This is a genomic window from Nocardioides marmorisolisilvae (assembly GCF_003725775.1).
GTDB lineage: Bacteria > Actinomycetota > Actinomycetes > Propionibacteriales > Nocardioidaceae > Marmoricola > Marmoricola marmorisolisilvae.
In genome coordinates this window covers 1,381,143-1,408,130 of the sequence record NZ_RJSG01000002.1, presented here as the reverse complement: position 1 = coordinate 1,408,130, position 26,988 = coordinate 1,381,143, and the positions used below count along the sequence as shown (strand labels likewise).

Below are 26,988 nucleotides of genomic sequence, written 5' to 3'. Positions count from 1 at the left end.
AGAAGTGAAACACGTTCTAGTATTCCGGGCAAGGACATCGGTACGAAGTGAGGAGCGTCATGAAGCTCGGACTGCAGCTCGGCTACTGGCAGGCAGGCCCGCCGACCAATCACGCGGAGCTGGTGGCCGCTGCCGAGGAGTCGGGGTACGACGCCATCTTCACCGCCGAGGCCTGGGGCTCGGACGCCTTCACCCCGCTGGCCTGGTGGGGACGTGAGACGAGCCGGGTCCGGCTCGGCACCAGCATCGTCCAGATGTCCGGCCGTACGCCGACCAGCATCGCGATGCACGCCCTGACCCTGGACCACCTCTCCAACGGCCGGCTCATCCTGGGCATGGGCGTCTCGGGCCCGCAGGTCGTCGAGGGCTGGTACGGCCAGCCGTTCAGCAAGCCGCTGGCGCGCACCCGCGAGGTCGTCGACATCATCCGCCAGGTGCTGGCGCGCAAGGGCCCGGTCACCAACGACGGCCCGCACTACCCGCTGCCGTTCAACGGTCCCGGAGCGATGGGCCTGGGCAAGCCGCTCAAGCCGATCACCCACCCGCTGCGCGAGGACATCCCGATCTGGCTCGGCGCCGAGGGTCCGAAGAACGTCGCCCAGACGGCGGAGATCGCCGACGGCTGGATCCCGATCTTCTACACCCCGAAGTCGGCCGGCATGTACCAGCCGTGGCTCGACGAGGGCTTCGCGCGCCCCGGCGCCCGGCGTACCCGGGAGACGTTCGAGATCGCGGCCACCTGCCACCTGCAGTTCACCGAGGACGACGGCCCGGCCAAGCAGGCGGTCGTGGACGCGATGAAGCCGATCGTGGCGCTCTACATGGGCGGCATGGGCGCCAAGGAGATGAACTTCCACCACCAGGTCTTCACCCGGATGGGGTACGGGGAGACGGCCGACGAGGTCCAGCGCCTGTTCCTCTCCGGCCAGAAGGACGAGGCCACCCGGCTGATCCCGGACGACCTGGTCAACGACATGCACATCATCGGAACCGAGGGCTACGTGAAGGAACGCGTCGCCCAGTGGGAGGAGACCGGAGTGACCACCCTGTTGCTGAGCGCGCACAGCGCCGACGAGATCCGGAAGGTCGCGGAGGTCCTGGCATGAGCACCGTGAACGAGATCGCGAACGCCGGGGACCTGCGCACCGGCACCCACAACGGCCACCTGATGGTCGCCGCGCTGCGCCGGCACCACAACCGACCGATCATCCACCTGGGCGACGTCACCCTGACCGGCCAGCAGGTCGCGGACCGGATCAGCACGTACATCCAGGCGTTCGAGTCGCTGAACGCGGGCTTCGGCACCGCGGGCGCGCTGCTCGCGCTCAACCGACCCGAGGTGCTGTTCATCCTCGGCGCCGGCCAGACCCAGGGCTACCGGCGTACCTCGCTGCATCCGCTGGGCTCGGCCGACGACCACGCCTACGTGATCAACGACGCCGAGATCACCACGCTGATCATCGACCCGTACTTCACCGAGCGCGCCCTGGCGCTGCTGGAGAAGTGCCCCGGCCTGACCCAGGTGCTGACGATCGGTGAGGTCCCGGAGGAGATCGCCAAGGCGGCTGCCGACAGCGGCCGGACCACCGCGAACCTGATCGAAGCGGCGGAGGCTTTTGGGCCCCAGCCGCTGGAAGCAAGGCTCCTCCCCGGCGATCACATGGTGAGCATCACCTACACCGGTGGCACCACGGGCAAGCCCAAGGGCGTCATCGGGATGAGCCAGACGATGAACACGATGACCGGCATCCAGCTGGCCGAGTGGGAGTGGCCGGCCGAGCCGCGCTTCCTGATGTGCACCCCGCTCTCGCACGCGGGCGCCGCGTTCTTCGTGCCGGTGGTCATCAAGGGCGGGACGCTCTTCGTGACGAGCACGTTCAACCCGGCCGAGGTCCTGGCCACCATCGAGGAGAAGAAGATCAACTCCCTGATGCTGGTCCCGACGATGCTCTACGCGCTGCTGGACCACCCGGACAGCCACACCCGCGACCTCTCGAGCCTGGAGACCGTCTACTACGGCGCCAGCGCGATGAACCCGGTCCGGCTCAAGGAGGCGATCGAGCGCTTCGGGCCGATCTTCGCCCAGTACTACGGCCAGTCCGAGGCGCCGATGGTGATCACCTACTTCAACAAGGGCGACCACGTGAACGCCGACGGGACCCCGGCCGAGCACCGGCTGACCTCCTGCGGCCGCCCGACCGCGCTGGCGCGCACCGCGCTGCTCGGCGAGGACGGGAACCCGGTGAAGCGCGGCGAGCCGGGCGAGATCTGCGTCGCGGGCCCGCTGCTCTCCGGTGGCTACTGGAAGCTGCCCGAGCAGACCGCCGAGACCTGGAAGGACGGCTGGATGCACACCGGCGACGTCGCCCGGGAGGACGAGGACGGCTTCTGGTACATCGTGGACCGCACCAAGGACATGATCGTCACCGGTGGTTTCAACGTGTTCCCGCGCGAGGTCGAGGACGTCGTCGCCGAGCACCCGGCGGTCGCCCAGGTCGGCGTGATCGGTGTCCCGCACGAGAAGTTCGGCGAGTCCGTGATGGCCGTGGTGGTCATGCGCGAGGGCCACGAGCTGACTGAGGCGGTCATCGCTGAGATCCAGGACATGGTCAAGGAGAAGAAGGGCTCCGTGCAGGCGCCCAAGCAGGTGGTCGCGGTCGACGCGCTGCCGCTGACCGGGCTCGGCAAGCCGGACAAGAAGGCGCTGCGCGCCCAGTACTGGACCGGGGACCGCGCCGTCGGCTGACCAGGAGAACAGGCACGACGAAACGGGCCCACGAAAACGGGGCGGGGGAAGGAGTTCCCCGCCCCGTTCGCGTCCCCCGGGCTAGGCCTTGGGGCAGAGCGGCACGTTCGCGTTGTACGACTGGAACAGGCCGTCGGGGTTGTCCCGCCAGATCCAGGCGTGCAGCGTCCACAGTCCGAGCGCGTCGTTCGGGATCATCTTCTGACCCAGGAACGTCGGCCGGTCGGGCGAGTCGCTCATCTTGACGAGGTACTCGACCGCGACGAGCTTCAGCCCGCCCTGGTGCTCCTCGTAGACGAGGGCCTCGGGGTGCAGCGGGTCGAGCGCGCCACCGTCGTTGAGGTAGTTCCCGTTCACGAGGTGGAAGCCCATGCCCTGGTTGGTGCTGGGGCTGTCGAAGCACGGCAGTCCCGGGTCCCCGTAGCCGGCGGCACGGGCCTCGGCGGTGGAGTGGAACTTCGCCGTCGCGGTCCGCACCTTGTCCAGCGTGTGGTCGCTGTGCGCCTGCGCCGTACCCGCCCAGGCGAAGCCGCCCACGAGCGCCACCGCGGCCGCGGCGACCGCGACCCGGAGTCCTTCGCGGCGCATGTCAGACGCCTTCGGTGACGGCGTAGATCTCCTCGGCGACCAGGCCGTGCGCCTCGCGGTGCACGGTGTTGGCCGCCTCGGCGTCCGGCGCGTCGACGAGGCAGAAGATCTTGCCCTGGCCCTCGTCGACCCAGTACCGCAGGTACTGGACGTCGTGGTCGCCCTGGGTGGCCAGGTCGGCCTGGTGGGCCTTGGCGACGTCGTCGATCGCGACTCCGCCCTCGAGGGTGTGGACGTCCATGAACAGAGGCATGGATTTCTTCCTTCCTACTTGGTGGCGAACTGGCTGCGGAGGTCCCGCAGCTCGGCCCGCACGTTGGCCGCCTGGTTCGAGGTGACCAGGTGGGTGACTGCGATGTCCGCCGGGGCCGGCGCCAGCACGGCGGGGGCCTCGGGGATGGCGCGGACGGCCTGGGCCGTGCCGACGGTGGTGGCGCTGATCGCCAGGACTGCGAACCCCAGAGCCGCGAAGCGGACCCGGGGAGAGGTGTTGTTCTTCATGGTGTGCTCCTTGGTCGAGGTGATGTCTCGACGCTAGGAGCGCGGGGTGGTCCCGGAGATCGGTGAGAACCACCCACATTGGGTGGGGGACTACCCAGATTGGGTAGCGGCGTACGCGGCGGCCTCGGACCGCTTGCTGACCCCGAGCTTGGCCAGCACGGAGGACACGTGCCGGTCGACCGTCCGCGGCGAGAGCACCAGCCGGTCGGCGATCTCGGCGTTGGTGAGCCGTTCGCTCAGCAGCTCCAGCACCTCGGCCTCACGCGCCGTGAGCCCCGCCGGGTGCGCTGCGGTGGCCGCCCGCGGACCACGCTGCGCCGGAACCCGTACGCCGTCCTCGGCGAGCAGCTCGCGGACCCGGGTCACCGCAGGATCAGCGCCGATCGAGGTGAAGATCTCCACGGCGCGCAGCCGCGCGTCGTTGTCGCCGGTCCAGGTGAGGTTGACGGCCTCCTCGAACGGGCAGCCGAGCTCACGCCAGAACTCAGCAGCTGCGAGGTGGTCGCCGGACTGCTCGAGGGAGAACGGCACCGGGAACCGGTCGCTGTCCTCGACCTCGTAGCCGAGCCGCTGCAACCAGGCGCTGAGCTCGCCCTGCTTCCAGGGGTCGTTGGTGATGCCGCGTCGGTAGACGTCGAGCACGCGCTCGTCGACCAGCCCGAGGTCACCGGTGAGCCAGGCGCCCTGCGCGGCGCAGGTGGCGATCTGGATCAGCCAGAAGGTCTCGTCGTTGCCGCTGCCGAGCTCCCAGGTCTGCTCGAGCCACTCGCGGGCCTCGGGCAGCCCGAGCCGGAAGCCGGCCTGGGTGAGCCCGACACCGAGGTGCATCCGGTTCACCGGGGAGATCGTCTCGGTCATGGTGAGCAGGGCGAGCTCGACGGCCTCGGCGTTGTGGCCGCGGCGCATCAGCTCGTAGACCCGCGACCCGCGCATGCACACGCTGTAGGTGTGCTGCTCGTGGTCGAAGGCGTAGGCCAGGAAGCTCTCGTAGCGGTCCGAGTAGGCGTCGAGCGCGAGCACGTCGACCGAGCCCTCGTAGAGGTTCGTGTAGATGCACGCGGTCAGGTAGGAGTCGTCGGTCTGCAGCGCGTGCTCGAGCGCCTCCTCGAGCAGCCCGAAGTCGATGACGCCGCCCTCGCTCTCGCTGAACGCCTGGCCCATCTTCACCCGCCCGATGAGGGCGTGGTCGTCGAGGTCCTTGCCGATCCGCTCAGCCTCGTCGAAGGCAGCCCGGCGTTCCGCAGGGGTGGCGTCCTCGCTGTTGCCGCGGCTGTAGAGCACCAGAGCCCGCTCGGCCGAGTCGTCCGCGTCCCGCATCAGCTCGTAGGCCTCGGCCTCGGCCACCCGGCACTCGTCGGTCCGGCACAGCCGCCACAGCGCGACCCCGTACCGGCGCAGGGCCCGGGCCAGGTCGACCGGGGCGCCGAGCGACCGGCGGAGCTCGATCGTCCGTTCCCAGTGCGGCCCGGCGTCGGCCCAGTGGTCGCGGGCGGACAGCGACTCGGCGAGCGCCTCCTCGATGTCGGCGAGCTGTGCGGGTCCGAGGTCGTCGGCGAACTCCAGGGCCCGACCGAACTGGATGGTCGCCTCACGGTGCGCACTGGCAGCAGCGGCGATCCGGCCGGCCTCGGGCGCATAGCGCAGGACCGCGACCCCGTCACCGGCGCCGTAGGCGTGGTGGGTGAGCTCGGCGACGTCGGCGCCCTCCTGCTGCAGGGCGATCAACGTGATCCGGTGCAGCTCGGTGGCCTGGTAGCTCGGGATCGTCTGCTCGACCGCCCGGCGGATCAGCTCGTGGCGGAAGGCGAACCCGCGCTCGACGGGGACCAGGGTCCCCGAACCGACGCACTCGTCGACGTGGTGGGCCGCGGTGCCGGCCACCGCTGCAAACGTCGAGGCGAGACCGGGACGGCCGAGGACGGAGGCGGCCGCCAGGATCCGCTGGGCCGGTGCGGAGAGGTGCTGGAGACGCGCGCGCACCAGGTCGGCCACCGACGGCGGCACGTCCGCCGAGCCGAGGGCGAGCACCTCGCCGAGGTAGAACGGGTTGCCCCCGGTCAGCTCGTGCAGCTCAGCAGCCTGGTCCGGCGCGAGCTTCTCCACCGCCCCGATCGACAACGGGGCGAGCTGCATCCGGCGGGTGCTGCCGTGGGTCGCGATCCGGCCCATGACGTCGGTGAGCAGGCTGTCGGAGGCCTCGTCCTCGCGATAGGTGGCGAGCACCAGAGCGCCGAGGTGCCCGAGCCGGCGCGACAGGTGTCCGAGCCAGTCGAGCGTCGCCTCGTCGGCCCAGTGCAGGTCCTCCACGACCACGACCGGGGTGCTCGGAGCGTCCTCCACCGCAGCGAGGAACTCGGCGAAGAGCTCGTTGCGGTCGGCGTCCTCGCGGCACAGGTCCCGCAGCCGGCCGCCGACCGTGGTGGCGATCTCGTGCAGCGGGCCGAGGGGTCGCGGCGTGAACCCGCCGTCGCAGGCGCCCCACCACCAGCTCAGCTCCGGGCGGGCGGCGTGGAAGGCGTCGACCACGGCGGTCTTGCCGATTCCGGCCTCGCCGGTGATGAGCACCAGACGACCGCGGCCGGACATCGCGTCCGCCGCGTACTCGTCGAGCGCCCCCAAGCAGGAGCCCCGCTCAAGCAACTCCATGGTTCGATTTTCGACTGCTATCCCGGGCCTGTCCACGGTTTGCCTACGTGGACCGCTGGGTTCAGGTTCCCTCGACCACCTCGTGGATCTCGTCCGCGACCAGGCCGTGCGCCTCGCGGTGGACCGTGTTGGCCGCCTCGGCGTTCGGCGCGTCGACCAGGCAGAAGATCTTCCCGTTCGCCTCGTCGACCCAGTACGACTTGTAGTCGACGCCGTGCTGGCCCTGGATCTCTAGGTCCTTCTGGTGCGCTTCGGCGACCGCGTCCGCAGTGACGCCGTCGACGTGGTGGATGTCCATGTACAGAGGCATGGCTGTTCCTTTCGACCTTGTCGACGCTACGCGCGTCGGCGGTGGTCGCCACTAGCCCGAAGAGGCCAGTTTCGCCGAGGAACAGGGAGGGCAGAGGGTCAGTCCGCGGGGATGGCCTTGAGGATCGCCGTCATCGCGTTCAGCTCCGGCGTGTGCGCTCCTCCGCCCGGACCGGCGACGATGGTCACCAGCCAGACCTGGTTCTTCCAGATGAGGTTGCCGCTGATCACGTCGCCCTGGTCGGCATGCTCCAGGCACGCGAAGCTCTGGGTCGAGGCGATCCTCCGCGGTGTGCTGTCGCACGCAGCCCGCGCGTCCTCCAACCCGCGCTGCGGGTCCGGCTCCTCGACATTGGTGATCGCGAAGATCCCCCCGCGTCCGCTCCGGTAGAAGCAGACGGTGCTGCTGTTCTTGTTGCCGGCGGACCAGCCTCCGGCCAGGACGTCGTTGAGCGCGGCCTTCGAGATCAGGCACGGGTCGATGCTGGTGTCCACGGCCGAGGACGGCGTGGGTGTCTCTGTCGGGCTCGAGGTCGGAGTCGGAGTGCTGGCCGCGGTCGTCGGTGAGGCCGACGGCTTCGAGGCGCTCCCGCAGCCTGTCAGGACGAGCAGACCCGCGACGACGAGAAGGGGCCACCGGTTCCGAGAGGATGCGCGCATGGCGGGAGCGTAGCGACGCCTAGAGCCCGACCTGCGGCACGGTCCGGGCCGCAGTGTCGGAGAGCTCGAAGAACGGGTGGGTGACGAAGCCGAACCAGTCGGCGACGAGGTTCGAGGGAAAGGTGCCGACCCGGGTGTTGAACGCGCCGACGTTGAGGTTGTAGAACCGACGCGCCGCGGCGATCCGGTCCTCGGTCTCCACCAGCTGCTTCTGCAGGTCCAGGAAGCCCGTGTCGGCCTTCAGGTTCGGGTAGGCCTCCACCCGGGCCAGGACCGCGGCGAGCGAGCGCCCCATCGTCTCCTCGACCGCCGACCGTCCCTGGGGCGCCTGCTTCTCCAGCGCAGCGGCTGCTTCGCGGGCAGCGACCAGCGACGTCAGCAGGTCCTTCTCGTGCGCGGCGTACCCCTGCACCGTGGCGACGAGGTTCGGGATCAGGTCGTGGCGACGGGTGAGCTCCACGTCGACCCCGGCCCAGGAGTTGTCGATCAGCGTCCGCTGACGGACGAAGCGGTTGTACATGACCACCAGGGCGATCGCCGGCAGCAGCAGGACGGCGACGGCGGCAACGATGATCGTGATCACAGGCCGGCAGCCTTCCAGACGAAGTCCGGGATCCGGTCGAGGATGCCGTCGATGGCCTTCAGGGACGCGTCGAGCTGGACCGCCGAGTGCTGCCCGGCCTCGACCACCATCACGGTGTCGTTGCGGGTGCTCCAGGCGAGGTCCGGCAGCGTGAGGAGGTATTCCATCATCTGCGGGTGCAGCACGTCGGTGGCGAACTTGCGGTCGTCGCAGTTGACGGTGAAGGCGCGGTTGAAGGCCTCGGACTCCAGCTCGATGTCGGTGTTGGTCAGCCGGCCGAAGAAGCGGCCCACCATGCCTTCGGGCGTGACCTTGAGGTGCGGGAACCGCGCTCCGGTGCCGATCGCGATGATCGAGAAGCCGTGGCTCTGCTCGCGCGTCGTGGTGGTGTTGTTGGGCCCGGAGCTGGTCTCGGTCGTGTGGTAGACGTAGTCGAACGCGATCATGTCGCGGCCGTCGTACGTGCCCCGGAGGATGTTCCTCGCCTGCCGGTTGTGCCCGAGGCCGAACGGCGCGTCGTCGAAGCGGTCGGCCCAGGAGTCGTCGCGCTCGGTCCACGTCCAGCCGCGCTTCGCGGCGAGCGCAGCGAGCTCCTCGCGGCGCTTCTTCGCCGACAGGTAGCCGAGGTAGCCGACGAGGCCGACCAGGCCGAAGCCGAGGACGACGAACAGGATGAAGAACGTGGGCACCGCACCTCCCGAGGATCAGGAGGATGAGGCTACTTCCCCTGGAACTGCGGCGCCCGCTTCTCCAGGAAGGCGCGCGGGCCTTCCTTGGCGTCGTCGGACTTGAACACCTCGGCCCCGATCTTGGCGTCGTCGGCCCAGCAGTCGTCCTCGTGCTTGCCCTCGGAGTCGCGCATGGTCTTCAGGATCGCCTGGACCGCGAGCGGGCCGTTCGCGGCGATCATGTCCGCGAGCTCGTGCGCCTTGGCCAGCGCCTGTCCATCCGGCACCACGTGCCCGATCAGCCCGAGCGCGAGCGCCTCCGGCGCGGGCAGCACCCGGCCCGTCAGCAGCAGCTCGGCAGCGACGGTGTAGGGGATCTGGCGGGGGAGCCGGACCGCGGAGCCGCCCATCGGGTACAGCGACCACTTGGCCTCGGCAACGCCGAACTTCGCGGACTCGCCGGCCACCCGGATGTCGGTGCCCTGGAGGATCTCGGTGCCGCCGGCGATGGCGGGGCCCTCGACCGCGGCGATCAGCGGCTTGGTCAGCCGGAAGCCCTTGAGCAGGCCCTTGAGGATCGTCGGGTCGAAGTCGCCCGAGGCGAAGCGGTCACCGGGAGGCGCGTCGTCGGCCTGCTTGAGGTCCATGCCCGCGCAGAAGTAGCCGCCCGCGCCGGTGAGGATGCAGACCCGGATCTCGGGGTCGGAGTTCACCCGGTCCCAGGCGTCCTCCATGATCCGCAGCATCTCGCCGGACAGCGCGTTGCGGCGCTCGGGCCGGTTCATGGTCACGATCAGCTTGTGGCCGTCCTGCTCGACGAGGCAGTCGGGGGTGGTGCGCTCTGCGGCGGTGTCCGTCATGGGGGAGATGCTAGCCCCAAACGAGAACGTGTTCTAGTATTCGTGACATGGCCCTCAACATCGCTGACCTGTTCGAGCACGCCGTCGACGCGGCCCCCGACAAGCCCGCTGTGAAGGTGGGTGACCGCACGGTCACCTACGCCGAGCTCGAGTCGGAGTCGAACAAGCTCGGGCACTACCTGCAGGCGCAGGGCGTCAAGCCGGGCGACCACGTCGCGGTCTACGCGAAGAACAGCATCGAGCACGTCATCGCCGTGCTCGCGATCGTCAAGATCCGTGCGGTCAACATCAACGTGAACTACCGCTACGTCGAGGGTGAGCTGAACTACCTGTTCGACAACGCCGACGTGGTGGCCCTCATCGTCGAGCGCACCTACGCGCCGCTGGTGGCCAAGACCTACCCGAACCACGACAAGCTCCAGACCGTGGTCGTGGTCCCGGACGTCATCGAGCCGGACGACCAGTCCGACGTCAGCGAGTTCGGCGGTGTCCTGTACGCCGACGCGATCGCCGACCAGAGCGCCGAGCGCGACTTCGCCGAGCGCAGCGCCGACGACCTGCACATCATCTACACCGGCGGCACCACCGGCTTCCCGAAGGGCGTCATGTGGCGCCACGAGGACTTCTGGCGAACCCTCGGCGGCGGCATCGACTTCTACACCGGCGACAAGCTCGACGAGTTCGACCAGTCCAAGCAGGCGGCCCAGGACGGCCGGATGGTCACCTTCCCGCTCAGCCCGCTGATGCACGGTGGCGCCCAGGCCGGCCTGCTGATGCACCTGTTCGCCGGGCACCTGACGATCCTCGAGCCGAAGTTCGACCCGCAGCGGACCTGGGAGATCATCGACGAGAACGGCGTGATGCTGATCTTCATGACCGGCGACGCGATGGCCCGCCCGCTGATCGAGGAGTTCGAGCGCAAGGCCGCCACGGACGCGCCGTACACGGGCGCCAGCCTGTTCGCCGTGTCCAGCAGCGCGGCGATCTTCAGCCCGGAGGTCAAGGAGCGCTGGATCGACGCGCTGCCGAACCCCGTCTACACCGACTCGGTCGGTGCGAGCGAGACCGGCTTCCAGGGCATGGGCATGCAGGACAAGACCCACATCTCCAGCGACGGCCCGGTCGTCGGGCTCGGCCCGAACAGCGTCGTACTGGACGAGCAGAACAACGTGCTCGACCTGGCCACCAACGTCGGCAAGGTCGGGCGCCTGGGCCGCGGCGGCTCGGTCCCGGTCGGCTACTACAAGGACGAGAAGAAGTCCGCGGAGACGTTCCTGGTCGTCGACGGCATGCGCATCTCGGTCCCCGGCGACTTCGCCCGGATCGAGGAGGACAACAAGGTCACGCTGCTCGGTCGCGGCTCGAACTGCGTGAACACCGGTGGCGAGAAGGTCTACCCCGAAGAGGTCGAGATGGCGATCAAGCGCCACCCGGCCGTCTACGACGTCCTCGTCGTCGGCATCCCCGACGAGAAGTTCGGCCAGTCGGTCGCCGCCGTGATCCAGCTGCGCGAGGGCCAGAGCGTCGAGCTGGAGGAGCTGCGCGAGTTCCTGCGCGAGTTCCTCTCCGGCTACAAGCTGCCCCGGGCCGTCACCTACGTCCCAGAGATCCCCAGGAATGCGACGGGTAAGGCTCAATATCCCCGCGCAAAGGAGCTGATGCTCGAGGCCAAGGCTGCCGACAGCGCTATCAAGGAAGGGCAGAACGCCTGATGCGTACCGAACTCTGCGAGCGGCTCGGCATCGAGTACCCGATCTTCGCCTTCACCCCCTCGGAGAAGGTCGCCGCTGCCGTCTCCCGGGCCGGCGGTCTGGGCGTCCTCGGCTGCGTCCGGTTCAACGACGCCGAGGAGCTGGACGGCGTCCTGAACTGGATGGACGAGAACACCGACGGCAAGCCCTACGGCGTCGACATCGTGATGCCGATGAAGATCCCGACCGAGGGCACCTCGGTCGACCTCAAGGCGATGATCCCGGGCGAGCACATCTCCTTCGTCGAGGAGACGCTGCGCAAGCTCGGCGTCCCGCCGCTGCCGGACGGCGAGGGCCGCGAAGGCGTCCTCGGCTGGCTGCACTCCACCGCGCGCAGCCACGTCGACGTCGCGCTCCAGCACCGCCCGGTCCTGATCGCCAACGCGCTCGGCACCCCGCCGAACGACGTCATCGAGCAGGCGCACGAGCACGGCGTCCTGGTCGCGGCCCTGGCGGGTGCCGGCAAGCACGCGGCCAGCCACGTCGCCAACGGCGTCGACATCATCGTCTCGCAGGGCTACGAGGCCGGCGGCCACACCGGTGAGATCGCCAGCATGGTGCTCACCCCGGAGATCGTCGACTCGGTCGGTCCCGACGTCCCGGTGCTCGCCGCCGGCGGCATCGGCTGCGGCCGCCAGGTCGCGGCGTCTCTGGCTCTGGGCGCCCAGGGCGTCTGGACCGGTTCGCTGTGGCTGACCGTCGCCGAGTACGACCTGGGCAGCAGCGACGCGATCCAGCGGGCCCTGCTCAAGGCCGGCTCCGCCGACACCGTCCGCAGCCGCGTCTACACCGGCAAGCCGGCCCGTCTGCTCAAGAACAAGTGGACCGCCGCGTGGGAGGAGGAGGGTGCCCCGGCGCCGCTCCCGATGCCGCTGCAGAACATCCTGGTCTCCGATGCGCACAACCGGATGAGCGCGGCCGACGACCCGGACGTGGTGGCGATGCCCGCCGGCCAGATCATCGGCCGCACCAACGAGGTCCGGCCCGTCGCCCAGGTGATGGCCGAGCTGATCGCCGAGTACGAGGAGACGGTCACCCGTCTGGAAAAGATCCGGGGCTGACCCCCCAGGATCCGGTGCAGTCTGATCTACCCTGGTGAGGTGCTTCTCGAAGTCCTCGCGTTCACCGGTGCCGCAGCACTCATCGTGCTGCTGCCCGGTCCGGACACGCTCGTCGTGGTGCGCAGCATCCTGCGTGGCGGACGCCGCCAGGGCATCCTGACGGCGCTCGGCAACCTCACCGGACTGACCATCTGGGTCACCGCTGCGGTCGTCGGCATCGCGGCGCTGCTCAAGGCCAGCGAGGTCGGCTACGCCACGCTGCGCATCGTCGGGGCGGCGTACCTGATCTTCCTGGGCATCCAGGCCTTCCGCACCCGCGGTCAGGTCAGCGATGTGCCGGAGGCACGAGCGATCCTCGGCACCGGCTTCGGGGCGGGCATCCTGACCAACCTGCTCAACCCGAAGGTCGGCGTCTTCTTCGTGACGTTCCTGCCCGGCTTCGTCCCCAGCGGCGCCTCGGTCCCGGCGATCACCGCTCTGTACGGGGGCATCTTCATCGTGCTGACCGGCCTGTACTGGGTGGTGCTGCTCGGCCTTGCCGGCAAGGTCACCGCCTGGATGAACACCCCGAAGATCCGGCGCCGTCTCGACGTCGCCACGGCCGGGGTGCTGGTGCTCTTCGGCGCCCGCCTCGCCACGGAGTGAGACACCGGTCATAACGGACGCTGTCACTTAGAGTCAGGCCCATGGTCCTCCCGAACCCGGCTTCCCGGCGTGCCGCCGCCCGTCGCCTGCTCGCCGTCACCGCCGTCCTCCTGATCGCCGTCGGCGGTTGGGCGATCAGCGGGAACGCCGCCACCGGCATCTCGACCGCCGCGGTCCCGCGTGCGCACTGCGGGCCCGGTTCGCTGCCGGAGACCGACATCCAGGGCCGGGTGCCGAACACCGACTACACCGACGGTCGCGCGGCCAAGGGCTACCGCTGCAACACCGTCCAGGTGAGCCACCAGGGCAGCTCGGGCGGCTTCAAGACCCTGCGCTACACCGACCCCGCCGGGCACACCTGCGCGTTCTACGACTCGACGCTGACGCTCCCGCGCGACGTCGTCTCCGACATCCTGTCCGGCGACGGCCTCGGTGTGGTCGTCCTGGACATGTCCGACCCGGCGCACCCGAAGAAGACCGCGAACCTCGCCTCGGTCGGCATGCTCAGCCCGCACGAGTCGCTGCTGGTCAACGCCAAGCGCGGCCTGCTGGTCGGCGTCATGGGCACCGCGGCGACCGCGCCCGGCATCCTCGACGTGTACGACGTCAAGACCGACTGCCGCCACCCCAAGCTGCTCAGCTCCTCGCTCAGCGGCGTCCTCGGCCACGAGAGCGGGTTCTCGCCCGACGGCAAGACCTACTACGTGGCCGGCGCCGCCGGCTTCACGATGACCGCCGTCGACCTGACCACGCCGAGCAAGCCGAAGGTCCTGTACGTCGGCACCAACGTCGTCTACCACGGCCTGCGGCTCTCCAGCGACGGTCGGACGATGTACGTCGCCAACATCGGCCAGCCGGGCCCGGGCGGGATCACCGGCGCCGGGCTGCGGATCCTGGACGTCAGCCAGATCCAGGACCGCAAGCCGCACCCGAAGGTCTCGATCCTCTCGACGATCCACTGGCCGGACGCCTCGATCCCGCAGGCGGCCGAGCCGTTCACCAGCAAGGGTCACCACTACCTGTTCGAGACCGACGAGTTCATCGACCTGTTCAGCTTCAAGGGCCTGTCGAACCTGCCGGAGTCGCCGGTGGGCGCGGCCCGGATCATCAACGTCGACGACCCGCGGCACCCGTTCGTGGTCAGCAACATCAAGCTGCAGGTCCACGAGCCCGCCAACCGCAAGGGTGACGAGGCGAAGGACCCGATGGCCTGGTTCCCGGCCCAGGGCTACGCCGCCCACTACTGCGGCATCCCGACCCGGGACAACCCGAAGATCGCAGGCTGCTCGATGATCCTGTCGGGCTTGCGCCTGTTCGACATCCGCGACGTGGCGCACCCGAAGGAGGTCGGCTACTTCAACAAGCCGAAGACGCAGATCGACAAGCTGGCGCTGATCCCGGCGCTCGGCGGCTACGCGATGTCGCAGCCCGCGTGGGACGTCGCGCGGAACTCGGTCTGGTACACCGACACCAACTCGGGCTTCTACGTCGTGAAGCTGACCAACGGGGTCCAGAACCTTCTCCACTAACGCTCGTTGTTACTGCATGCGCCGCCTCCTCCTCACCGCCTTCCTCATCCTGGCGACCGTCCTGGCCTGGACGGCCGCTGGTTCGGCCGACACCGGGATCTCCACCGCCGCGGTGCCCACCGCCACCTGCGGTCCCGGTGACCACCCGGAGACGGGACTCCAAGGCCGCGTGCCCGCGGCCGACTACACCTCGGGCCGGTACCTGCAGGGCTACACCTGCAACACCGAGGCGGTCGCGCACGAGGGCTCCAGCGGCGGTTTCAAGGCGCTGCGCTACACCGACTCCCAGGGCAACACCTGCGCGTTCTACGACTCGACCTCGCTGGTCCCGCCGACCTCGACGCTCACGAACCTGCTCGGGCAGAAGGGCATCGGCGTCGTCGTCCTGGACATGAACGACCCGGCGCACCCGAAGCGGACGGCCACGCTCACCTCGGTCGCGATGCTCAGCCCGCACGAGTCGCTGCTGGTCAACCAGCCGCGCGGCCTGCTGATCGGCGTCCTGGGCACGTTCCTCACCGCCCCCGGCGCGCTGGACGTGTACGACGTGAAGACCGACTGCCGCCACCCGAAGCTGCTGTCCACCAGCCTCGCCGGCATCCTCGGCCACGAGAGCGGCTTCGCCCCCGACGGTCGCACCCTCTACGTCTCGAGCACGATCTTCACCCTGGTCGCGGTCAACCTCGACGACCCGCGGCACCCGAAGACCACCACCATCCAGACCAACGTGCAGTACCACGGCATGCGGGTCTCCGACGACGGCAACACCTTGTACGCCGCGCACATCGGCCAGCCGGGCCCCGACCTGATCTCAGGCGGCGGCCTGCGCATCCTGGACGTGAGCCAGGTGCAGGCGCGGGTGCCGAACCCGAAGATCAGCATCCTGTCCACGATGACCTGGGCCGGCTCCTCGATCCCGCAGGTGCCCGAGCCGTTCACCCGGGACGGTCACCAGTACCTGTTCGAGGTCGACGAGTTCACCGACCTGTTCTCGCTGTCCGGCCTGACCGACCTGCGGCACGCCCCGGTGGGCGCGGCCCGGATCATCAACGTCGACGACCCGCGCCAGCCGTACCTGGTCTCCAACGTGCGCCTGCAGGTGCACGAGCCGGCCAACCACGCCGGCGAGCAGTGGAACGACCCCGGCGGCAACAACGCCCTCGGTGGCTACGCGGCGCACTACTGCAGCGTCGACACGCGCGACAATCCGAAGCTGGCCGCCTGCTCGATGATCCTCTCGGGCCTGCGGGTCTTCGACATCAGCGACGTCGCGCACCCACGCGAGGTCGCCTACTTCAACATGCCGACCAGCAAGGGCAGCGCGGCGTTCTCCCAGCCCGCGTGGGACCGGGCGAACGACAGCATCTGGTACACCGACACAGGCACCGGGTTCTGGAACGTGCGTCTGACCCACGGCGTGCAGGACCTGATGCACTGATCCGTGCCGGCTGGGCTCAGCCGGGTCGGACCACGTTCGTGCTCGCGATCTTGTCGTGCAGCGCCTGGCGCTTGGAGTCCCACAGCGGCCAGAGGTAGTCGAGCAGCTGGACGATCCAGCACAGCCCGAGCAGGAAGACGCCGAGGAGGCGCAGCAGGATCGTGCCGACCGGCAGGTCGGGGCTGTCGCGCAGCCGGACCCGCAGCCCGCAGATCAGCTTGCCCGGGGTCGCCTGCTTCCAGAGCAGGAACACGAACTGGTAGACGAGCGAGGCGAGCAGGATCGACCCGATCAGCGCCCAGAACGCCCCGTGCGAGGAGCTGAACAGCGCCGGCTCCGGCGGGTCGGGCGTGTTGTGGTCGGCGGCGTACTGGAGGTCGTCGATCCACTGCGACAGCGAGTCCCACTGCGAGGCGATCACCGGGGCTGCGGCGATGGCGTAGAGCGGGAGCGCGATCAGCCCGTCGAGGAACAGGGCGAGCACCCTCCACCACCAGCCCGAGAGCGGGACGCCGTCCGGGGTGGTGTTGCCGCTGACCGGCTCGTAGTACGTCGGCATCGACGAGCCGTAGGCCGACCCGTACTGCGGCGCGGCCGGCGGGGCCGTGTACGTCGGGTAGGGAGACAGGTCCGGCGCCGCGGTCTGCTCGTTCACGTGCTGGGTCCACTGCAGGCCGTCCCAGTAGCGGAGGCGGCCGGGCACACCGGCGTGGGTCGGGTCAGGATCGGGGTACCAGCCGGCAGGCGTCTGCGTCATGGCGCAGATCGTGCCAGATCAGCGGTACGTCGTACCGCGTTCCTCGCGGGTCCAGGTCGCCTCGAGCGGTCCGGCCTGGAGCTCCCGCTTGAGGACCTTGTTCGTCGCGGTGCGCGGAAGCGAGTCCACGACCCGCACGAACCGGGGCCACCCCTTCGAGGACAGGTCGCCCTGCCCGGCGAGGAACGAGCCGAAGGCATCCGCATCGAGCGCCCCGGTGAGCACGAGCGCCGCGACCAGCTGGTCCCCGGCGGACGGGTCCGGAACGGCGTACACAGCGGCCTCGGAGACGGCGGGGTGACGCAGCAGGATCCGCTCGATGGGCGCCGCGGCGAGGTTCTCGCCGTCGACTCGCAGCCAGTCCGCGGTCCGGCCGGCGTAGTAGATCCAGCCGTCGGCATCGCGGTAGGCGAGGTCCCCCGACCAGTACATCCCGCCGCGCATCCGCTCGGCAGTGGCGGACTCGTCGTTGTAGTACCCGGCGAACTGGCCCATCCCGGTGGTGTTGACCAGCTCGCCCACGCACTCCTCGAGGTTGACGACGCCGCCCGCGGCGTCGAACCGAGCCCGGGGGCACTCCAGCCCGGTCTCCGGGTCGAAGACCGCCACCCCGGGCCCCGGCTGGCCCAGCGACCCCGGGGGCGTCCCCTCGACCCGCGAGATCACCACGGCGTTCTCGGTGGACCCGAACCCGTCGACGACCCGGCACCCGAACCGCTCGCCGAACGCCGCGATGTCGCGCTCGTTCCCCTCGTTGCCGAAGACCAGGCGAAGCGGATTCTCGGCGTCGTCCGGCAGAGCCGGTGTGGCCATCACGTACGCCAGGGGCTTGCCCACGTAGTTCGCGTACGTCGCGCCATAGGCACGCACGTCAGCGAGGAACGCACTGGCGGAGAACTTCTCCCGCAGCGCGATCGCAGCGCCGTTGTAGACGGCTGGTGCCCAGCCCGCGATCACCGCGTTCGAGTGGAACAGCGGCATCGCGACGTAGTGCACGTCGTCGCCGGTCAGGCCCAGCCGCTCGGTCAGGTACGCCGCCGGGAAGGTGATTTTCTCGTGGGTGATGCGCACTGCCTTGGGCTCGCCCGAGGTGCCCGAGGTGAAGATCAGCATGAAGAGGTCCGAGCCCGACGGCGAAGCCGAGGGCGCAGGACCGTCCACGGGCCAGTCGAACGACTCGTCCACCACGACCACCCCGTCGAGGTCGAGCCCGTCGAGCAGCTCTCGGTGCGTGGCGTCCGTGACGACGACGGACACGTCGGCCTTCCGGATGTCCGCCAGCAGGCTCTCGCCGCGCCGGGTCGTGTTCAGCCCGACCAGCGCGTGCGCGCCCCAGCCGGCCGCCGCCAGCTGGATCGCCATCTCAGCGGTGTTGTCGAGCAGGACACCGACATGACGCGGTCCCGACGCGGGAAGCAGGCGTGCCAGTGCCGCGACCCGACCTCGCGACGCCGCAACGTACTCGGTCCAGCTCCACCGTTTCTCGCGGGCGACGAGCGCCAGCGAGTCGTCGGAGGCCCGAGCCTCCAGCAGGGAACGGACGCTCACACAGGCTCGGCCGCCAGCAGCGCGCCGATCTTCCGGGCCTGGTCGGTGGTCCCGCCGAGAGCGAACTCACCGAGCTTGCCGACGGTGAAGTAGCGGTGCGCCTCGCCGTCCAGGTCGATGCCGTTGCCACCGTGGACGTGCACGGTGGTGTGCGCGATCTTGTGGCCGCAGTCCGCCGCCCAGAGCTTCGCGCCGGCGATCTCCTTCTCGGCCGGCAGGCCCTCCTCGAGCCGCCAGGCGGCCTGCCAGAGCATCAGCTCGGCACCGAGGATGTCGATGTAGCCGTCGGCCAGGCGCTGCGAGACGGCCTGGAACGTGCCGATCGGGCGACCGAACTGCTCGCGGGTCTTGGCGTAGGCGGCGGTCAGGTCGAGCGCGCCCTTCACGACACCGAGCTGGTAGGCGCAGGCGGCCAGCGTCAGCCGCTGCTCGAGCCACTCCACGACGGTCTCGCCGTCACCGATCGCGCCGAGGATCCGCGCGGCCGGGACCGCGGCCCGGTCGAGCTCGAGGCGCGCGACGAGCGCGCCGTCGCTCACCTTCTGCTCGATGATCGAGACACCCGGGTCGTCGGGGTGCACCAGGAACGCCGTCACGCCGTCGTTGGTCAACGCGGGAACGATGAACAGGGACGCCACGGTCCCGGCCGGGACGATCGACTTCACGCCCGTCAGCAGCCACTGCGAGCCGTCGAAGTCGGCGGTCGTGGTCGGCGGGGACGGCAGGTGCTCGCGTTCCTCGGAGATCGCCGCGGTGAGGATCGCCGCACCGGTGCTGGCGCCCTCCAGCCACATGCCCTGCGCCGCTGCGTCGCCGAACTTGGCGATCGCCATCGCCGACGGGATGTGCGAGGCCAGCGGCGCCGGAGCGACCAGCTTGCCCGCCTCGATGAGCACGCTCGACAGCTCGAGCAGGCCGAGCCCCGAGCCCGCGAGCGACTCCGGCAGGCACAGCCCGAGCAGGCCGGCGTCGCCCAGCTTGGCCCACAGGTCGGCGTCGTACCGACCGGCGTCCGCCTTCTTCAGGCGCTCGGGGGTGCACTCGTTCTTGAAGACCATCGCGGCCAGTGCGGCAGCGTCGACCTGAGTCTCAGTCAGTCCGAAATCCATGACAGTTCCCCTTAACGCTTCGCCGCGGGCAGTCCGAGCCCGACGTAGCCGATGATGTCCCGCTGGATCTCGTTGGTGCCGCCACCGAACGTCATCACCAGCGCGGACCGGAAGTACCGCTCCAGCCGACCCCGAAGGACGGCTCCAGCAGAGTCGCCCGACACCACGGCGTCGGGCCCGACGATCTCCATCAGCGAGCGGTAGACCTCGGTGGCCAGCTCGGAGCCGTAGACCTTGGTCGCCGACGCGTGCGCGGGGGAGAGGTCCTCGGTCGCCGAGGCCAGCTTCCAGTTGAGCAGCTTGAGCATGTCGGCGCGGGCGTGCGCCCGGCCGAGGAGCACCTGGACCCACTCGGAGTCGATGACCCGCGAGCCGTCGGGGTTCTTGGTCTGCTGGGCCCACTCGCGGACCTGCAGGATCGACTGGGTCACCGGCGCCGCGGAGGTCAGCGCGACCCGCTCGTGGTTGAGCTGGTTGGTCATCAGCGCCCAGCCGCCGTTGAGGCCGCCGACGAGGTTCTCCTCGGGCACGCGGACGTCCTCGTAGTAGGTCGCCGACGTACCGACGCCCGCCACGGTGTGCACCGGGGTGTAGGAGAAGCCCTTGGCCGAGGTCGGCACCAGGATCATCGACAGGCCCTTGTGGCGCGGCAGGTCGGGATCGGTCCGGCACGCGAGCCACACGTAGTCGGCGTACTGGATCAGCGAGGTCCACATCTTCTGGCCGTTGATGACCCACTCGCCATCCTCCAGACGAGCCTTCGTCTGCAAGGACGCAAGGTCCGTTCCCGACCCGGGCTCGCTGTACCCGATCGAGAAGTGCATCTCGCCCTTGAGGATCTTCGGGAGGATCTCCTCCTTCTGGGCGTCGGTGCCGAAGCGCATGATCGTCGGGCCGACCGTGTTCAGCGTCAGGTAGGGGATCGGGACGCCGGCGATGGCGGCCTCGTCGGTGAAGATCAGCTGCTCCATCATGGAGCGGTTCTGGCCGCCGTACTCCTCGGGCCAGCCGATGCCGAGCCAGCCGTCGTGGCCGATCTGCTTGATCACGTCCTTGTAGACGTTCGCGTCCCCGAACTCGCCCGAGTCGGCCTTGACGCCGTTCTCGTCGAATTCGTTCGTCGCCAGCGCGAGGCCGGCACGCACCTCCGGGGTGACCAGCTCGGCGAAGTACGCCCGCAGCTCTGCCCGGAGCTTTTCGTGCTCCTCGTTCAGTGCGATCCTCATGGAGTTCATCCTCACGCTGGTCAATACTGGATTTGCTACGCGTAAAACTATAACCTGTTCTTGTTTTTGGCGAGATCCCACGCGGACCCTGGAGGTCACGATGAGCACCGCAGTCACCGACGCACGCGCCCTGGACCAGGGAGTGCCGCCCAGTCGTTATGCCCGCGGCTGGCACTGCCTAGGCCTCGCCGAGGACTTCCGCGACGGAAAGCCGCACGCCATCCGGGCGTTCGACGGCAAGCTCGTCGTCTGGCAGGACAGCCAGGGCGAGCTCAAGGTGCTCGACGGTTACTGCCGGCACATGGGTGGCGACCTGACCCAGGGTGAGGTCAAGGGCGACAACGTGGCCTGCCCGTTCCACGACTGGCGCTGGGGCGGCGACGGCAAGTGCAAGGAGATCCCGTACGCCCGGCGCGTGCCGCTGCGGGCCAAGACCCAGCGCTACGAGACCGAGATCGTCAACGACCAGCTGTTCATCTGGTTCGACCCGGAGGGCTCCGACGCCGACCGCTCGATCCTGCCTCCGCAGCTCCCCGGCCTGGCCGAGGGCGAGTACGCCGACTGGAGCTGGAACATCACCGAGATCGAGGGCTCGAACTGCCGCGAGCTGATCGACAACGTCTCGGACATGGCGCACTTCTACTACGTGCACTTCTCGTTCCCGACGAGCTTCCGCAACGTCTTCGAGGGTCACGTCGCGACCCAGTACATGGAGTCGACCGGCCGCCCGGACAAGGCCGGCGGCTACAGCTCCGGCGGCACCGACCTGTTCCTGAAGTCGGAGGCCTCCTACTTCGGGCCGTCGTACATGATCAACTGGCTCTGGGTCGACTACAAGGGCTTCAAGACCGAGGTCATCCTGGTCAACACCCACATCGCCACCAGCCCGAACTCGTTCACGCTGCAGTACGGCATCACGGTGAAGAAGCCCGAGGGCATGGACGACAAGACCGTCGCCTTCATCGCCGAGAAGTACACCAAGATGTTCGGCGAGGGCTTCCTCCAGGACGTGCACATCTGGAAGAACAAGGTCGCCGTCCAGAACCCGCTGCTGTGCGAGGAGGACGGCCCGGTCTACCAGCTGCGTCGCTGGTACGAGCAGTTCTACGTGGACCAGGCGGACATCGTCCCGGAGATGGTCGAGCGCTTCGAGTTCGAGGTCGACACCACCAAGGCCAACGAGTTCTGGCACGAGGAGGTCGCCGAGAACCTCCGCAAGAAGGCCGAGGAAGACGAGCTCGCCGGGAAGCCGGCGCACCACTGATGGTCAGCTTCGCCCCGACCAGTCCGGCCACCGCCGAGGACCAGCGCCTCTACACCGAGGCGCGGTTGGTCGAGGTCGCCTGCCTGGACTGCCTGGCCGTGGTGCGGGTGAAGAAGAACAGCGAGCAGCACACCGCGATCCAGTGGAACGCCGAGGCGCTCGCGCACTGCGCGGAGTTCCGCAAGGCCGCGTCCCAGCCCGAGGGACGACCCGTCCGGGTCGCCTGCTCACGACTACGCTCCTCGATCGAACAGGCCGTCAAGGACGGCGAGATCGAGATCGGCGCAGAGGATGGTTACTGATCAATGGCGACTGAGTCCTTCGTCCTGAAGGTCACTGAGGTCATCGAGGAAACCGCCGACGCCCGATCCGTGGTGTTCGAGGTGCCGTCCGAGCTCCAGGAGACGTTCGCGTACACGCCCGGTCAGTTCCTGACCGTTGCGGTGCCCAGCGACCAGACCGGACTCGCCGCGCGCTGCTACTCGCTGTCGAGCTCCCCGCACAGCGGCCGTCACCAGATCACGGTCAAGCGGACCGTCGACGGGTACGCCTCGAACTGGATCTGCGACAACCTCAAGGCCGGCGACACCTTGCGGCTGCTGCCGCCGAGCGGGATCTTCACCCCGAAGGACGTCGACGCCGACTTCCTGCTCTTCGGCGGCGGCTCGGGCATCACCCCGGTGATCTCGATCGCGCGGACCGCCCTGGAGAAGGGGACCGGCAAGGTCGTCCTCTTCTACGCCAACCGCGACCAGGACTCGGTGATCTTCGCGCGCGAGCTCACCGAGCTCAGCGCCGAGTACGCCGAGCGCTTCACCGTGGTGCACTGGCTCGAGTCGGTCCAGGGACTGCCGAGCGAGGCCGGGCTCCAGCTGTTCGCCAGCTACTTCACCACCTACACCGCCTTCTGCTGCGGACCTGCGCCCTTCATGAAGGCGGTCTCGACCGCGCTGCGGAACCTGGAGTTCCCCCGCGAGCGTCGCCACCAGGAGAAGTTCGTCTCCCTGGGCGGCAACCCGTTCGGCGACGTCGAGGAGGTCCTCGCAGCGCAAGCAACGCTCGCTGAGGCGGACGACGCCGACGACGAGGGCGAAGCCGAGGAGCCGGCGTTCGCCGGGCCGGTGGCACTCGAGGTCGAGCTCGACGGCCAGCAGTACGCCTTCGACGACTGGAAGGGCGAGGAGGTGCTGCTGGAGTTCCTGGAGAAGAAGGGCGTGCAGGCACCCTTCTCCTGCCGCGAGGGCAACTGCAGCTCGTGCGCCTGTGTCGTCCTCGAGGGCGACCTGGCGATGAAGCACAACGACGTCCTGGACAAGGACGACCTCGCCGACGGCATCCGGTTGACCTGCCAGGGGCTGCCGCTGACCGACACGCTCAAGATCAGCTACAACGGCTGATCTTCGTCGTCGTCGGCCTCCTCGCTGTCGTCGTGCAGCGGGAGGAACACCGACTGCTGCTTGACCCGGGGCGGAGCCACCGAGTCAGCGCCGAACAGGCGCCGACGCAGCGGACCGGTCAGCACCCCCACCGGTGCGGTGAGCACGTACGCGTACGCCAGGACCAGCATGGTTCCGGCGGGCTCGAGTACGAGGCCGACGAGCACCGCGAGGCCCACGAGCGCGGTAATGACACGCGCCTGCTGGGTCTGCGGTGAGATCAGGTTCCGGAACGACCGGAACCGGACGGTGCTCACCATCAGCAGCGCCGGGACCACGCTGATCACCGCGGGGAGCAGGATCGACGGACCGACCTTGTCCTTCGGGAAGTCCAGCGCGAAGACCGTGGCGATCACGACCGCCGCGGCGCCCGGCGAGGGCATCCCGATGAAGTAGCGCTTGTCCGCGTGCGGGTCGATGGTGAAGTTGAAGCGAGCGAGCCGGAACCCGGCACACGCGAGCCAGAAGTACGCCGCGATCCAGGCGACCACCGGCCACTCGGGGAGCACCCAGGTGTAGACGAGGACCGCCGGCGCCAGACCGAAGGAGATCAGGTCGGCGAGCGAGTCGAGCTGGACGCCGAAGGGCGAGGTGGCACCGACGAGGCGGGCGACCGCGCCGTCGCAGATGTCCATCACGATCGCGACGGTCATCAGGATCGCCGCCCAGTGGCTGTGCCCGTTGAACGCCAGCGGGACGGCGGAGAACCCGCAGGCCATGTTCGCGGCGGTGAACATGCTCGGCGCGGTGACGCGGAGCCGCTCCTTGGGCGGGAGCTGGCGCAGGGAGACGACCTCGGCACCGGAGTGCGAGGCGATCCGGAAGCGTCGACGGCGCAGCAGGCGGCGTCGGCGGCGTTCCGGGGCTGCGGGCTCGCTCACGAAGGCCACCGTCCCAGCACGGTCACGCCCGCCACGGTCCGGTCGCCGGCCGAGACGGCGAGCTCGACCTCCGGCGGGACGAAGATGTCCATCCGGGAGCCGAACTTCATCAGGCCGATGCGGTCGCCGGTCTCCAGCACGTCGCCGACCCCGATCCGGGTGACGACCCGACGGGCCACCAGCCCGACGATCTGCCGGAAGTGGACCTTGCGGATCTCGGTGCCGACGGCCCGTTCGATCGTGATGTCGCTGCGCTCGTTCTCGGTGGCGCTCTCGAACTTGTACGCCGCGTGCCACTTGCCCGGCCGGTACTGGACGTCGGTCACCGTGCCGCCGTACGGAGTCCGGTTGATGTGCACGTCGAAGACCGACAAGAAGATGCTGATCTGCTGCCAGTCGCCCCCGGGAGCGACGCCCGGCTGCCCGGGTCCGGCATGCATGACCTTGCCGTCAGCCGGGGCCAGCACCGTGTCCGCGTCAGCCGACACTGCCCGCTCAGGATCCCGGAAGAACGCCACGATGCCCACGGGAAGCGCCGCGAGCGCCAGCGAGAGGCGCCTCCGACCGGTCAGCAGGGCGAGCGCAGCCGGTACCGCGCCGACCGCGGCCGCGGGCCACGCCTCGCGATCAATCGTTGTCGGCATGCTTGCTCGCGATCTCGGCAGCGCCGCCCATGCGCTGGGCAGCGTCGTTGATGGAGGGGAAGAGCGAGCCGAACCGGGCGCCGGCCCGGATCTCGACGGGGGCGACCACGACCTCACCCTTGTCCTTGGTCACGGCCTTCACGACGCCCGCGGCGACCTGCTCCGGCGAGACCGTTCGGGTGCCCTTGGGGGTCTCCATGCCGCTGTTGACGAACATGCCCGCGTCGCGCACGAACCCGGGCTCGACGATCGAGGCGCTGACCCCGGTGCCGTGCAGGTCCTGGCGCATCGCGGAGACGAACCCGCGCAGCCCGAACTTGGTCGCGTTGTACATCGAGCTCCACGGCGACGCGACGATGCCGGAGACCGATCCGATGAAGACCAGGTGGCCGGAGCCGCGCTCGAGCAGCTGGGGGAGCAGGGCGCGCGACATCAGCATCGGGGCGCGCAGGTTGACGTTCAGGTTCGCGTCGATCTTCTCGACGGCGATGGTGTCCATCCGCCCGATGCCCGGCAGGGCGGCGTTCGCGACGAGGATGTCGAGGTCGCCGGCCTCGGCCAGCAGGCCGTCCAGGGCGGCCGGGTCGTTGAGGTCGGCAGCGACGGCCCGTGCCCCGAGCTCGTCCGCCAGCGGCTGCAGCACGTCGGTCCGTCGACCGGTCAGCACCAGCTCCGCCCCCTCGGCCTTCAGGCGTCGCGCGATGGCGTGCCCGATTCCCCCGGTGGCGCCGGTCAGCAGCACCCTGGCTCCGTTGATTTTCACGCCCACGAACCTACCGGAGTGCGGGCGCAATAGCCCTTTTCAGGCGGCCGGGTGCCAGGAGATGTCGATGTCGAACTCCCACGCGATCTCGGGCCGCTCCGGACGACTCTCGGCGTTTCGACGGCGCAGATCGGAGAGCGCCTCGTGAAGTTCAGTCGCTGAGAACTGAATCAGCACCGGCGGCTCCTCCCAGTCGTCGCTGCTCGGGTGATCGTCCTGGGTCGTCGCGTACCTGAAACCTGCCGGGGTGCGAAGAGCGAAGCCGCCGTTCTCGGTCTGCTCGATGGAGAAGCCGTCCGAGTGCTTGGCGCGGTGATCCGTCCGGCAGCCTGGCCAGAGGTTGCTGGTCGAGGTCGGGCCGAGGGGCCACGGAGTGCGGTGGTCGAGATCGCAGGCGGTGGACTCGTGATCGCAGTTGGAGCGGAAGCAGGTGCTCTGCGTGCTGACCACGTGCTCCCAGATCGCGCGGGTCGGTACGTAGCGCTCGGTGGAGAGCTCGACAGCTGTCCCGGCCGGGTCGGTCAGCATCCGGTGCCACGTGGCGCCGGGTCGTTGGGCGATCACCCGGGCCAGGCCAGCCGGAACTACCTTGCCGCCGGACAGCGTGCCGGGGTGGTCCGAGAGACCCATCACCGTCTGGATCGGCACGGTGAGGTTGATGATCGGCCGGGCGAACTGGGGAACGGGCGCCTCGCCCGTGCTCCCGTTGATGAGCAGATCGAGCGCCAGGTCGGTGCGCAGCTGGGTGAGGGTGCGCGGGTCGCCGGCTGCTCGCGCGGCTCGGGCGGACAGGTCGAGGCGGTGGGCGGCGAGCTGGACCTGGTCAGTGGTGCCCGCGAGGGTCAGCCACGAGATCCCGTCGTCGCCGTCGTTGACCTCCACGCTGCGCAGCCCGTGGGCGTTCCGGAACCGCGCCTCGGCGTCCGCCGCACGGAGCAGCTTGATGACGTAGGCCAAGCGGTTGCGCAGCTGACGGTGGCTGCACCCGAGGATCCCGCCGGAGCGAAGGTGCTTGGTGAGGAACGATTCGATCCGCCGCGCAAGACCAGCCCATTCCTCGGGTGTGTCGAGTCCGTGGCGCGCGGCTTCGACGATCAGCTTCACGCGGTACTGGTCGACCCTTCCATCGGCGGCGAGGTCTCGCAGGAACGGGAAGTGCTCGTCGAGCCAGAGGGCGTTGTTCAGCTGGGTGCGGACGAGCCCGGCGGGGAGCGCCCACAGCTCGCTGAGCTCGATCTCGACCTCGTTCCGCGCCGAGATCTGCGTCGGGTCCTGGTCGTCGTGCACGGCTTCATGGTGGCGAGCGCGTCGTCGGAAGAACTCGACCATGGCTCTCTGCCTGGCGGCCGCCAGCCGGTTCTCGGCCATCAAGTCG

27 protein-coding genes are annotated in these 26,988 nt (G+C 69.3%); 10 read left to right on the top strand and 17 right to left on the bottom strand.

Annotation, left to right across the window (positions count from 1 at the left end; translation table 11 throughout):
- Positions 1-59 precede the first annotated feature (59 nt).
- Both EFL95_RS10905 and fadD8 read left to right on the top strand, forming a co-directional pair.
- A complete protein-coding gene (locus EFL95_RS10905; RefSeq protein ID WP_123233987.1) occupies positions 60-1,106 on the top strand; it encodes an LLM class F420-dependent oxidoreductase in 1,047 nt (348 codons plus the stop codon).
- Complete coding sequence (fadD8, locus tag EFL95_RS10900; protein WP_123233986.1) at positions 1,103-2,746, top strand: fatty-acid--CoA ligase FadD8; 1,644 nt, start codon at positions 1,103-1,105, stop codon at positions 2,744-2,746. The genes EFL95_RS10905 and fadD8 overlap by 4 nt, the downstream gene beginning before the upstream one ends.
- Positions 2,747-2,827: 81 nt before the next feature.
- Here the strand turns inward: fadD8 and EFL95_RS10895 are convergent, their stop codons facing one another.
- The 9 genes from EFL95_RS10895 to EFL95_RS10850 form a co-directional block, all read right to left on the bottom strand.
- Positions 2,828-3,334, bottom strand: a complete 507-nt coding sequence (locus EFL95_RS10895) for a hypothetical protein (RefSeq protein ID WP_123233985.1) — start codon at positions 3,332-3,334, stop codon at positions 2,828-2,830.
- Between the two features lies 1 nt (position 3,335).
- Positions 3,336-3,587 (bottom strand): DUF4242 domain-containing protein, encoded by a 252-nt coding sequence (locus EFL95_RS10890; protein ID WP_123233984.1) that lies wholly within the window; start codon positions 3,585-3,587, stop codon positions 3,336-3,338.
- Between the two features lie 14 nt (positions 3,588-3,601).
- Positions 3,602-3,835 carry a hypothetical protein gene (locus EFL95_RS10885; protein WP_123233983.1) on the bottom strand — a complete coding sequence of 78 codons (234 nt, stop codon included), beginning with the start codon at positions 3,833-3,835 and terminating at the stop codon, positions 3,602-3,604.
- Positions 3,836-3,925: 90 nt separating this feature from the next.
- On the bottom strand, positions 3,926-6,481 hold the full coding sequence (locus EFL95_RS10880; RefSeq protein ID WP_123233982.1) for an ATP-binding protein: 2,556 nt from the start codon (positions 6,479-6,481) through the stop codon (positions 3,926-3,928).
- A gap of 61 nt (positions 6,482-6,542) precedes the next feature.
- On the bottom strand, positions 6,543-6,791 hold the full coding sequence (locus tag EFL95_RS10875) for a DUF4242 domain-containing protein (RefSeq protein ID WP_123233981.1): 249 nt from the start codon (positions 6,789-6,791) through the stop codon (positions 6,543-6,545).
- A 98-nt stretch (positions 6,792-6,889) separates the two neighbouring features.
- Positions 6,890-7,450, bottom strand: a complete 561-nt coding sequence (locus EFL95_RS10870) for a hypothetical protein (RefSeq protein ID WP_148045029.1) — start codon at positions 7,448-7,450, stop codon at positions 6,890-6,892.
- Positions 7,451-7,469: 19 nt separating this feature from the next.
- Entirely contained in the window at positions 7,470-8,033 is a 564-nt protein-coding gene (locus EFL95_RS10860) for a LemA family protein (RefSeq protein WP_183407128.1), read from the bottom strand.
- The gene (locus EFL95_RS10855; RefSeq protein WP_123233978.1) at positions 8,030-8,722 is read right to left on the bottom strand and encodes a DUF3137 domain-containing protein; all 693 of its coding nucleotides are present in this window, start codon (positions 8,720-8,722) and stop codon (positions 8,030-8,032) included. Before EFL95_RS10855 ends, EFL95_RS10860 begins: the two co-directional genes overlap by 4 nt.
- Before the next feature lie 29 nt (positions 8,723-8,751).
- The gene (locus tag EFL95_RS10850) at positions 8,752-9,561 is read right to left on the bottom strand and encodes a crotonase/enoyl-CoA hydratase family protein (protein ID WP_123233977.1); all 810 of its coding nucleotides are present in this window, start codon (positions 9,559-9,561) and stop codon (positions 8,752-8,754) included.
- 47 nt (positions 9,562-9,608) lie between these two features.
- Between EFL95_RS10850 and EFL95_RS10845 the strand changes: the two genes are divergently transcribed.
- The 5 genes from EFL95_RS10845 to EFL95_RS10825 are packed head-to-tail and all read left to right on the top strand — an operon-like array spanning position 9,609 to position 15,985.
- Positions 9,609-11,273, top strand: a complete 1,665-nt coding sequence (locus EFL95_RS10845; RefSeq protein ID WP_123233976.1) for an acyl-CoA synthetase — start codon at positions 9,609-9,611, stop codon at positions 11,271-11,273.
- On the top strand, positions 11,273-12,373 hold the full coding sequence (locus EFL95_RS10840) for an NAD(P)H-dependent flavin oxidoreductase (protein WP_123233975.1): 1,101 nt from the start codon (positions 11,273-11,275) through the stop codon (positions 12,371-12,373). The genes EFL95_RS10845 and EFL95_RS10840 overlap by 1 nt, the downstream gene beginning before the upstream one ends.
- A gap of 39 nt (positions 12,374-12,412) precedes the next feature.
- Entirely contained in the window at positions 12,413-13,018 is a 606-nt protein-coding gene (locus tag EFL95_RS10835) for a LysE family translocator (RefSeq protein ID WP_123233974.1), read from the top strand.
- 41 nt (positions 13,019-13,059) lie between these two features.
- Positions 13,060-14,547 (top strand): LVIVD repeat-containing protein, encoded by a 1,488-nt coding sequence (locus EFL95_RS10830; protein WP_123233973.1) that lies wholly within the window; start codon positions 13,060-13,062, stop codon positions 14,545-14,547.
- A 16-nt stretch (positions 14,548-14,563) separates the two neighbouring features.
- A complete protein-coding gene (locus EFL95_RS10825; protein ID WP_123233972.1) occupies positions 14,564-15,985 on the top strand; it encodes an LVIVD repeat-containing protein in 1,422 nt (473 codons plus the stop codon).
- A 16-nt stretch (positions 15,986-16,001) separates the two neighbouring features.
- Here the strand turns inward: EFL95_RS10825 and EFL95_RS10820 are convergent, their stop codons facing one another.
- Genes EFL95_RS10820 through EFL95_RS10805 form a run of 4 tightly spaced genes read right to left on the bottom strand, consistent with a single transcriptional unit; the run spans position 16,002 to position 20,625 of the window.
- Positions 16,002-16,742: an RDD family protein gene (locus EFL95_RS10820; RefSeq protein ID WP_123233971.1), complete on the bottom strand. Its 741-nt coding sequence runs from the start codon at positions 16,740-16,742 to the stop codon at positions 16,002-16,004.
- A gap of 18 nt (positions 16,743-16,760) precedes the next feature.
- Entirely contained in the window at positions 16,761-18,290 is a 1,530-nt protein-coding gene (locus tag EFL95_RS10815) for a long-chain-fatty-acid--CoA ligase (RefSeq protein WP_123233970.1), read from the bottom strand.
- Complete coding sequence (locus EFL95_RS10810; RefSeq protein WP_123233969.1) at positions 18,287-19,399, bottom strand: acyl-CoA dehydrogenase family protein; 1,113 nt, start codon at positions 19,397-19,399, stop codon at positions 18,287-18,289. Before EFL95_RS10810 ends, EFL95_RS10815 begins: the two co-directional genes overlap by 4 nt.
- Positions 19,400-19,410: 11 nt before the next feature.
- On the bottom strand, positions 19,411-20,625 hold the full coding sequence (locus EFL95_RS10805) for an acyl-CoA dehydrogenase family protein (protein WP_123233968.1): 1,215 nt from the start codon (positions 20,623-20,625) through the stop codon (positions 19,411-19,413).
- A 100-nt stretch (positions 20,626-20,725) separates the two neighbouring features.
- Here EFL95_RS10805 and EFL95_RS10800 point away from each other — a divergent pair, with 100 nt between their 5' ends.
- From EFL95_RS10800 to EFL95_RS10790, 3 genes are read left to right on the top strand one after another with little or no spacing between them, the layout of a single operon-like run.
- Positions 20,726-21,889 carry a 3-ketosteroid-9-alpha-monooxygenase, oxygenase component gene (locus tag EFL95_RS10800; protein WP_123233967.1) on the top strand — a complete coding sequence of 388 codons (1,164 nt, stop codon included), beginning with the start codon at positions 20,726-20,728 and terminating at the stop codon, positions 21,887-21,889.
- Positions 21,889-22,191, top strand: coding sequence for a hypothetical protein (locus EFL95_RS10795; protein ID WP_123233966.1), 303 nt, complete (start codon positions 21,889-21,891; stop codon positions 22,189-22,191). Before EFL95_RS10800 ends, EFL95_RS10795 begins: the two co-directional genes overlap by 1 nt.
- A gap of 3 nt (positions 22,192-22,194) precedes the next feature.
- A complete protein-coding gene (locus EFL95_RS10790; RefSeq protein ID WP_123233965.1) occupies positions 22,195-23,286 on the top strand; it encodes a ferredoxin--NADP reductase in 1,092 nt (363 codons plus the stop codon).
- Here the strand turns inward: EFL95_RS10790 and pssA are convergent.
- The 4 genes from pssA to EFL95_RS10770 are packed head-to-tail and all read right to left on the bottom strand — an operon-like array spanning position 23,274 to position 26,900.
- The gene (pssA, locus tag EFL95_RS10785; RefSeq protein WP_221176365.1) at positions 23,274-24,206 is read right to left on the bottom strand and encodes a CDP-diacylglycerol--serine O-phosphatidyltransferase; all 933 of its coding nucleotides are present in this window, start codon (positions 24,204-24,206) and stop codon (positions 23,274-23,276) included. The genes EFL95_RS10790 and pssA overlap by 13 nt on opposite strands.
- Positions 24,203-24,850: a phosphatidylserine decarboxylase gene (locus EFL95_RS10780; protein WP_123233964.1), complete on the bottom strand. Its 648-nt coding sequence runs from the start codon at positions 24,848-24,850 to the stop codon at positions 24,203-24,205. The genes pssA and EFL95_RS10780 overlap by 4 nt, the downstream gene beginning before the upstream one ends.
- Positions 24,834-25,613, bottom strand: coding sequence for an SDR family NAD(P)-dependent oxidoreductase (locus EFL95_RS10775; protein ID WP_123233963.1), 780 nt, complete (start codon positions 25,611-25,613; stop codon positions 24,834-24,836). Before EFL95_RS10775 ends, EFL95_RS10780 begins: the two co-directional genes overlap by 17 nt.
- 39 nt (positions 25,614-25,652) lie before the next feature.
- Positions 25,653-26,900, bottom strand: a complete 1,248-nt coding sequence (locus EFL95_RS10770) for an HNH endonuclease signature motif containing protein (RefSeq protein WP_123233962.1) — start codon at positions 26,898-26,900, stop codon at positions 25,653-25,655.
- Positions 26,901-26,988: the final 88 nt, after the last annotated feature.

Excerpts from the sequence above, each read along its gene's own strand:
- EFL95_RS10780 (WP_123233964.1), bottom strand. The coding sequence starts at position 24,850 with ATGCCGACAACGATTGATCGCGAGGCGTGGCCCGCGGCCGCGGTCGGC.
- EFL95_RS10800 (WP_123233967.1), top strand. The coding sequence starts at position 20,726 with ATGAGCACCGCAGTCACCGACGCACGCGCCCTGGACCAGGGAGTGCCG.
- fadD8 (WP_123233986.1), top strand. The coding sequence starts at position 1,103 with ATGAGCACCGTGAACGAGATCGCGAACGCCGGGGACCTGCGCACCGGC.
- EFL95_RS10895 (WP_123233985.1), bottom strand. The coding sequence starts at position 3,334 with ATGCGCCGCGAAGGACTCCGGGTCGCGGTCGCCGCGGCCGCGGTGGCG.
- EFL95_RS10870 (WP_148045029.1), bottom strand. The coding sequence starts at position 7,450 with ATGCGCGCATCCTCTCGGAACCGGTGGCCCCTTCTCGTCGTCGCGGGT.
- EFL95_RS10890 (WP_123233984.1), bottom strand. The coding sequence starts at position 3,587 with ATGCCTCTGTTCATGGACGTCCACACCCTCGAGGGCGGAGTCGCGATC.
- EFL95_RS10875 (WP_123233981.1), bottom strand. The coding sequence starts at position 6,791 with ATGCCTCTGTACATGGACATCCACCACGTCGACGGCGTCACTGCGGAC.
- EFL95_RS10845 (WP_123233976.1), top strand. The coding sequence starts at position 9,609 with ATGGCCCTCAACATCGCTGACCTGTTCGAGCACGCCGTCGACGCGGCC.
- EFL95_RS10810 (WP_123233969.1), bottom strand. The coding sequence starts at position 19,399 with ATGGATTTCGGACTGACTGAGACTCAGGTCGACGCTGCCGCACTGGCC.
- EFL95_RS10850 (WP_123233977.1), bottom strand. The coding sequence starts at position 9,561 with ATGACGGACACCGCCGCAGAGCGCACCACCCCCGACTGCCTCGTCGAG.
- EFL95_RS10795 (WP_123233966.1), top strand. The coding sequence starts at position 21,889 with ATGGTCAGCTTCGCCCCGACCAGTCCGGCCACCGCCGAGGACCAGCGC.
- EFL95_RS10825 (WP_123233972.1), top strand. The coding sequence starts at position 14,564 with ATGCGCCGCCTCCTCCTCACCGCCTTCCTCATCCTGGCGACCGTCCTG.
- EFL95_RS10820 (WP_123233971.1), bottom strand. The coding sequence starts at position 16,742 with ATGACGCAGACGCCTGCCGGCTGGTACCCCGATCCTGACCCGACCCAC.
- EFL95_RS10830 (WP_123233973.1), top strand. The coding sequence starts at position 13,060 with ATGGTCCTCCCGAACCCGGCTTCCCGGCGTGCCGCCGCCCGTCGCCTG.
- EFL95_RS10840 (WP_123233975.1), top strand. The coding sequence starts at position 11,273 with ATGCGTACCGAACTCTGCGAGCGGCTCGGCATCGAGTACCCGATCTTC.
- EFL95_RS10905 (WP_123233987.1), top strand. The coding sequence starts at position 60 with ATGAAGCTCGGACTGCAGCTCGGCTACTGGCAGGCAGGCCCGCCGACC.
- EFL95_RS10885 (WP_123233983.1), bottom strand. The coding sequence starts at position 3,835 with ATGAAGAACAACACCTCTCCCCGGGTCCGCTTCGCGGCTCTGGGGTTC.
- EFL95_RS10880 (WP_123233982.1), bottom strand. The coding sequence starts at position 6,481 with ATGGAGTTGCTTGAGCGGGGCTCCTGCTTGGGGGCGCTCGACGAGTAC.
- EFL95_RS10805 (WP_123233968.1), bottom strand. The coding sequence starts at position 20,625 with ATGAGGATCGCACTGAACGAGGAGCACGAAAAGCTCCGGGCAGAGCTG.
- EFL95_RS10790 (WP_123233965.1), top strand. The coding sequence starts at position 22,195 with ATGGCGACTGAGTCCTTCGTCCTGAAGGTCACTGAGGTCATCGAGGAA.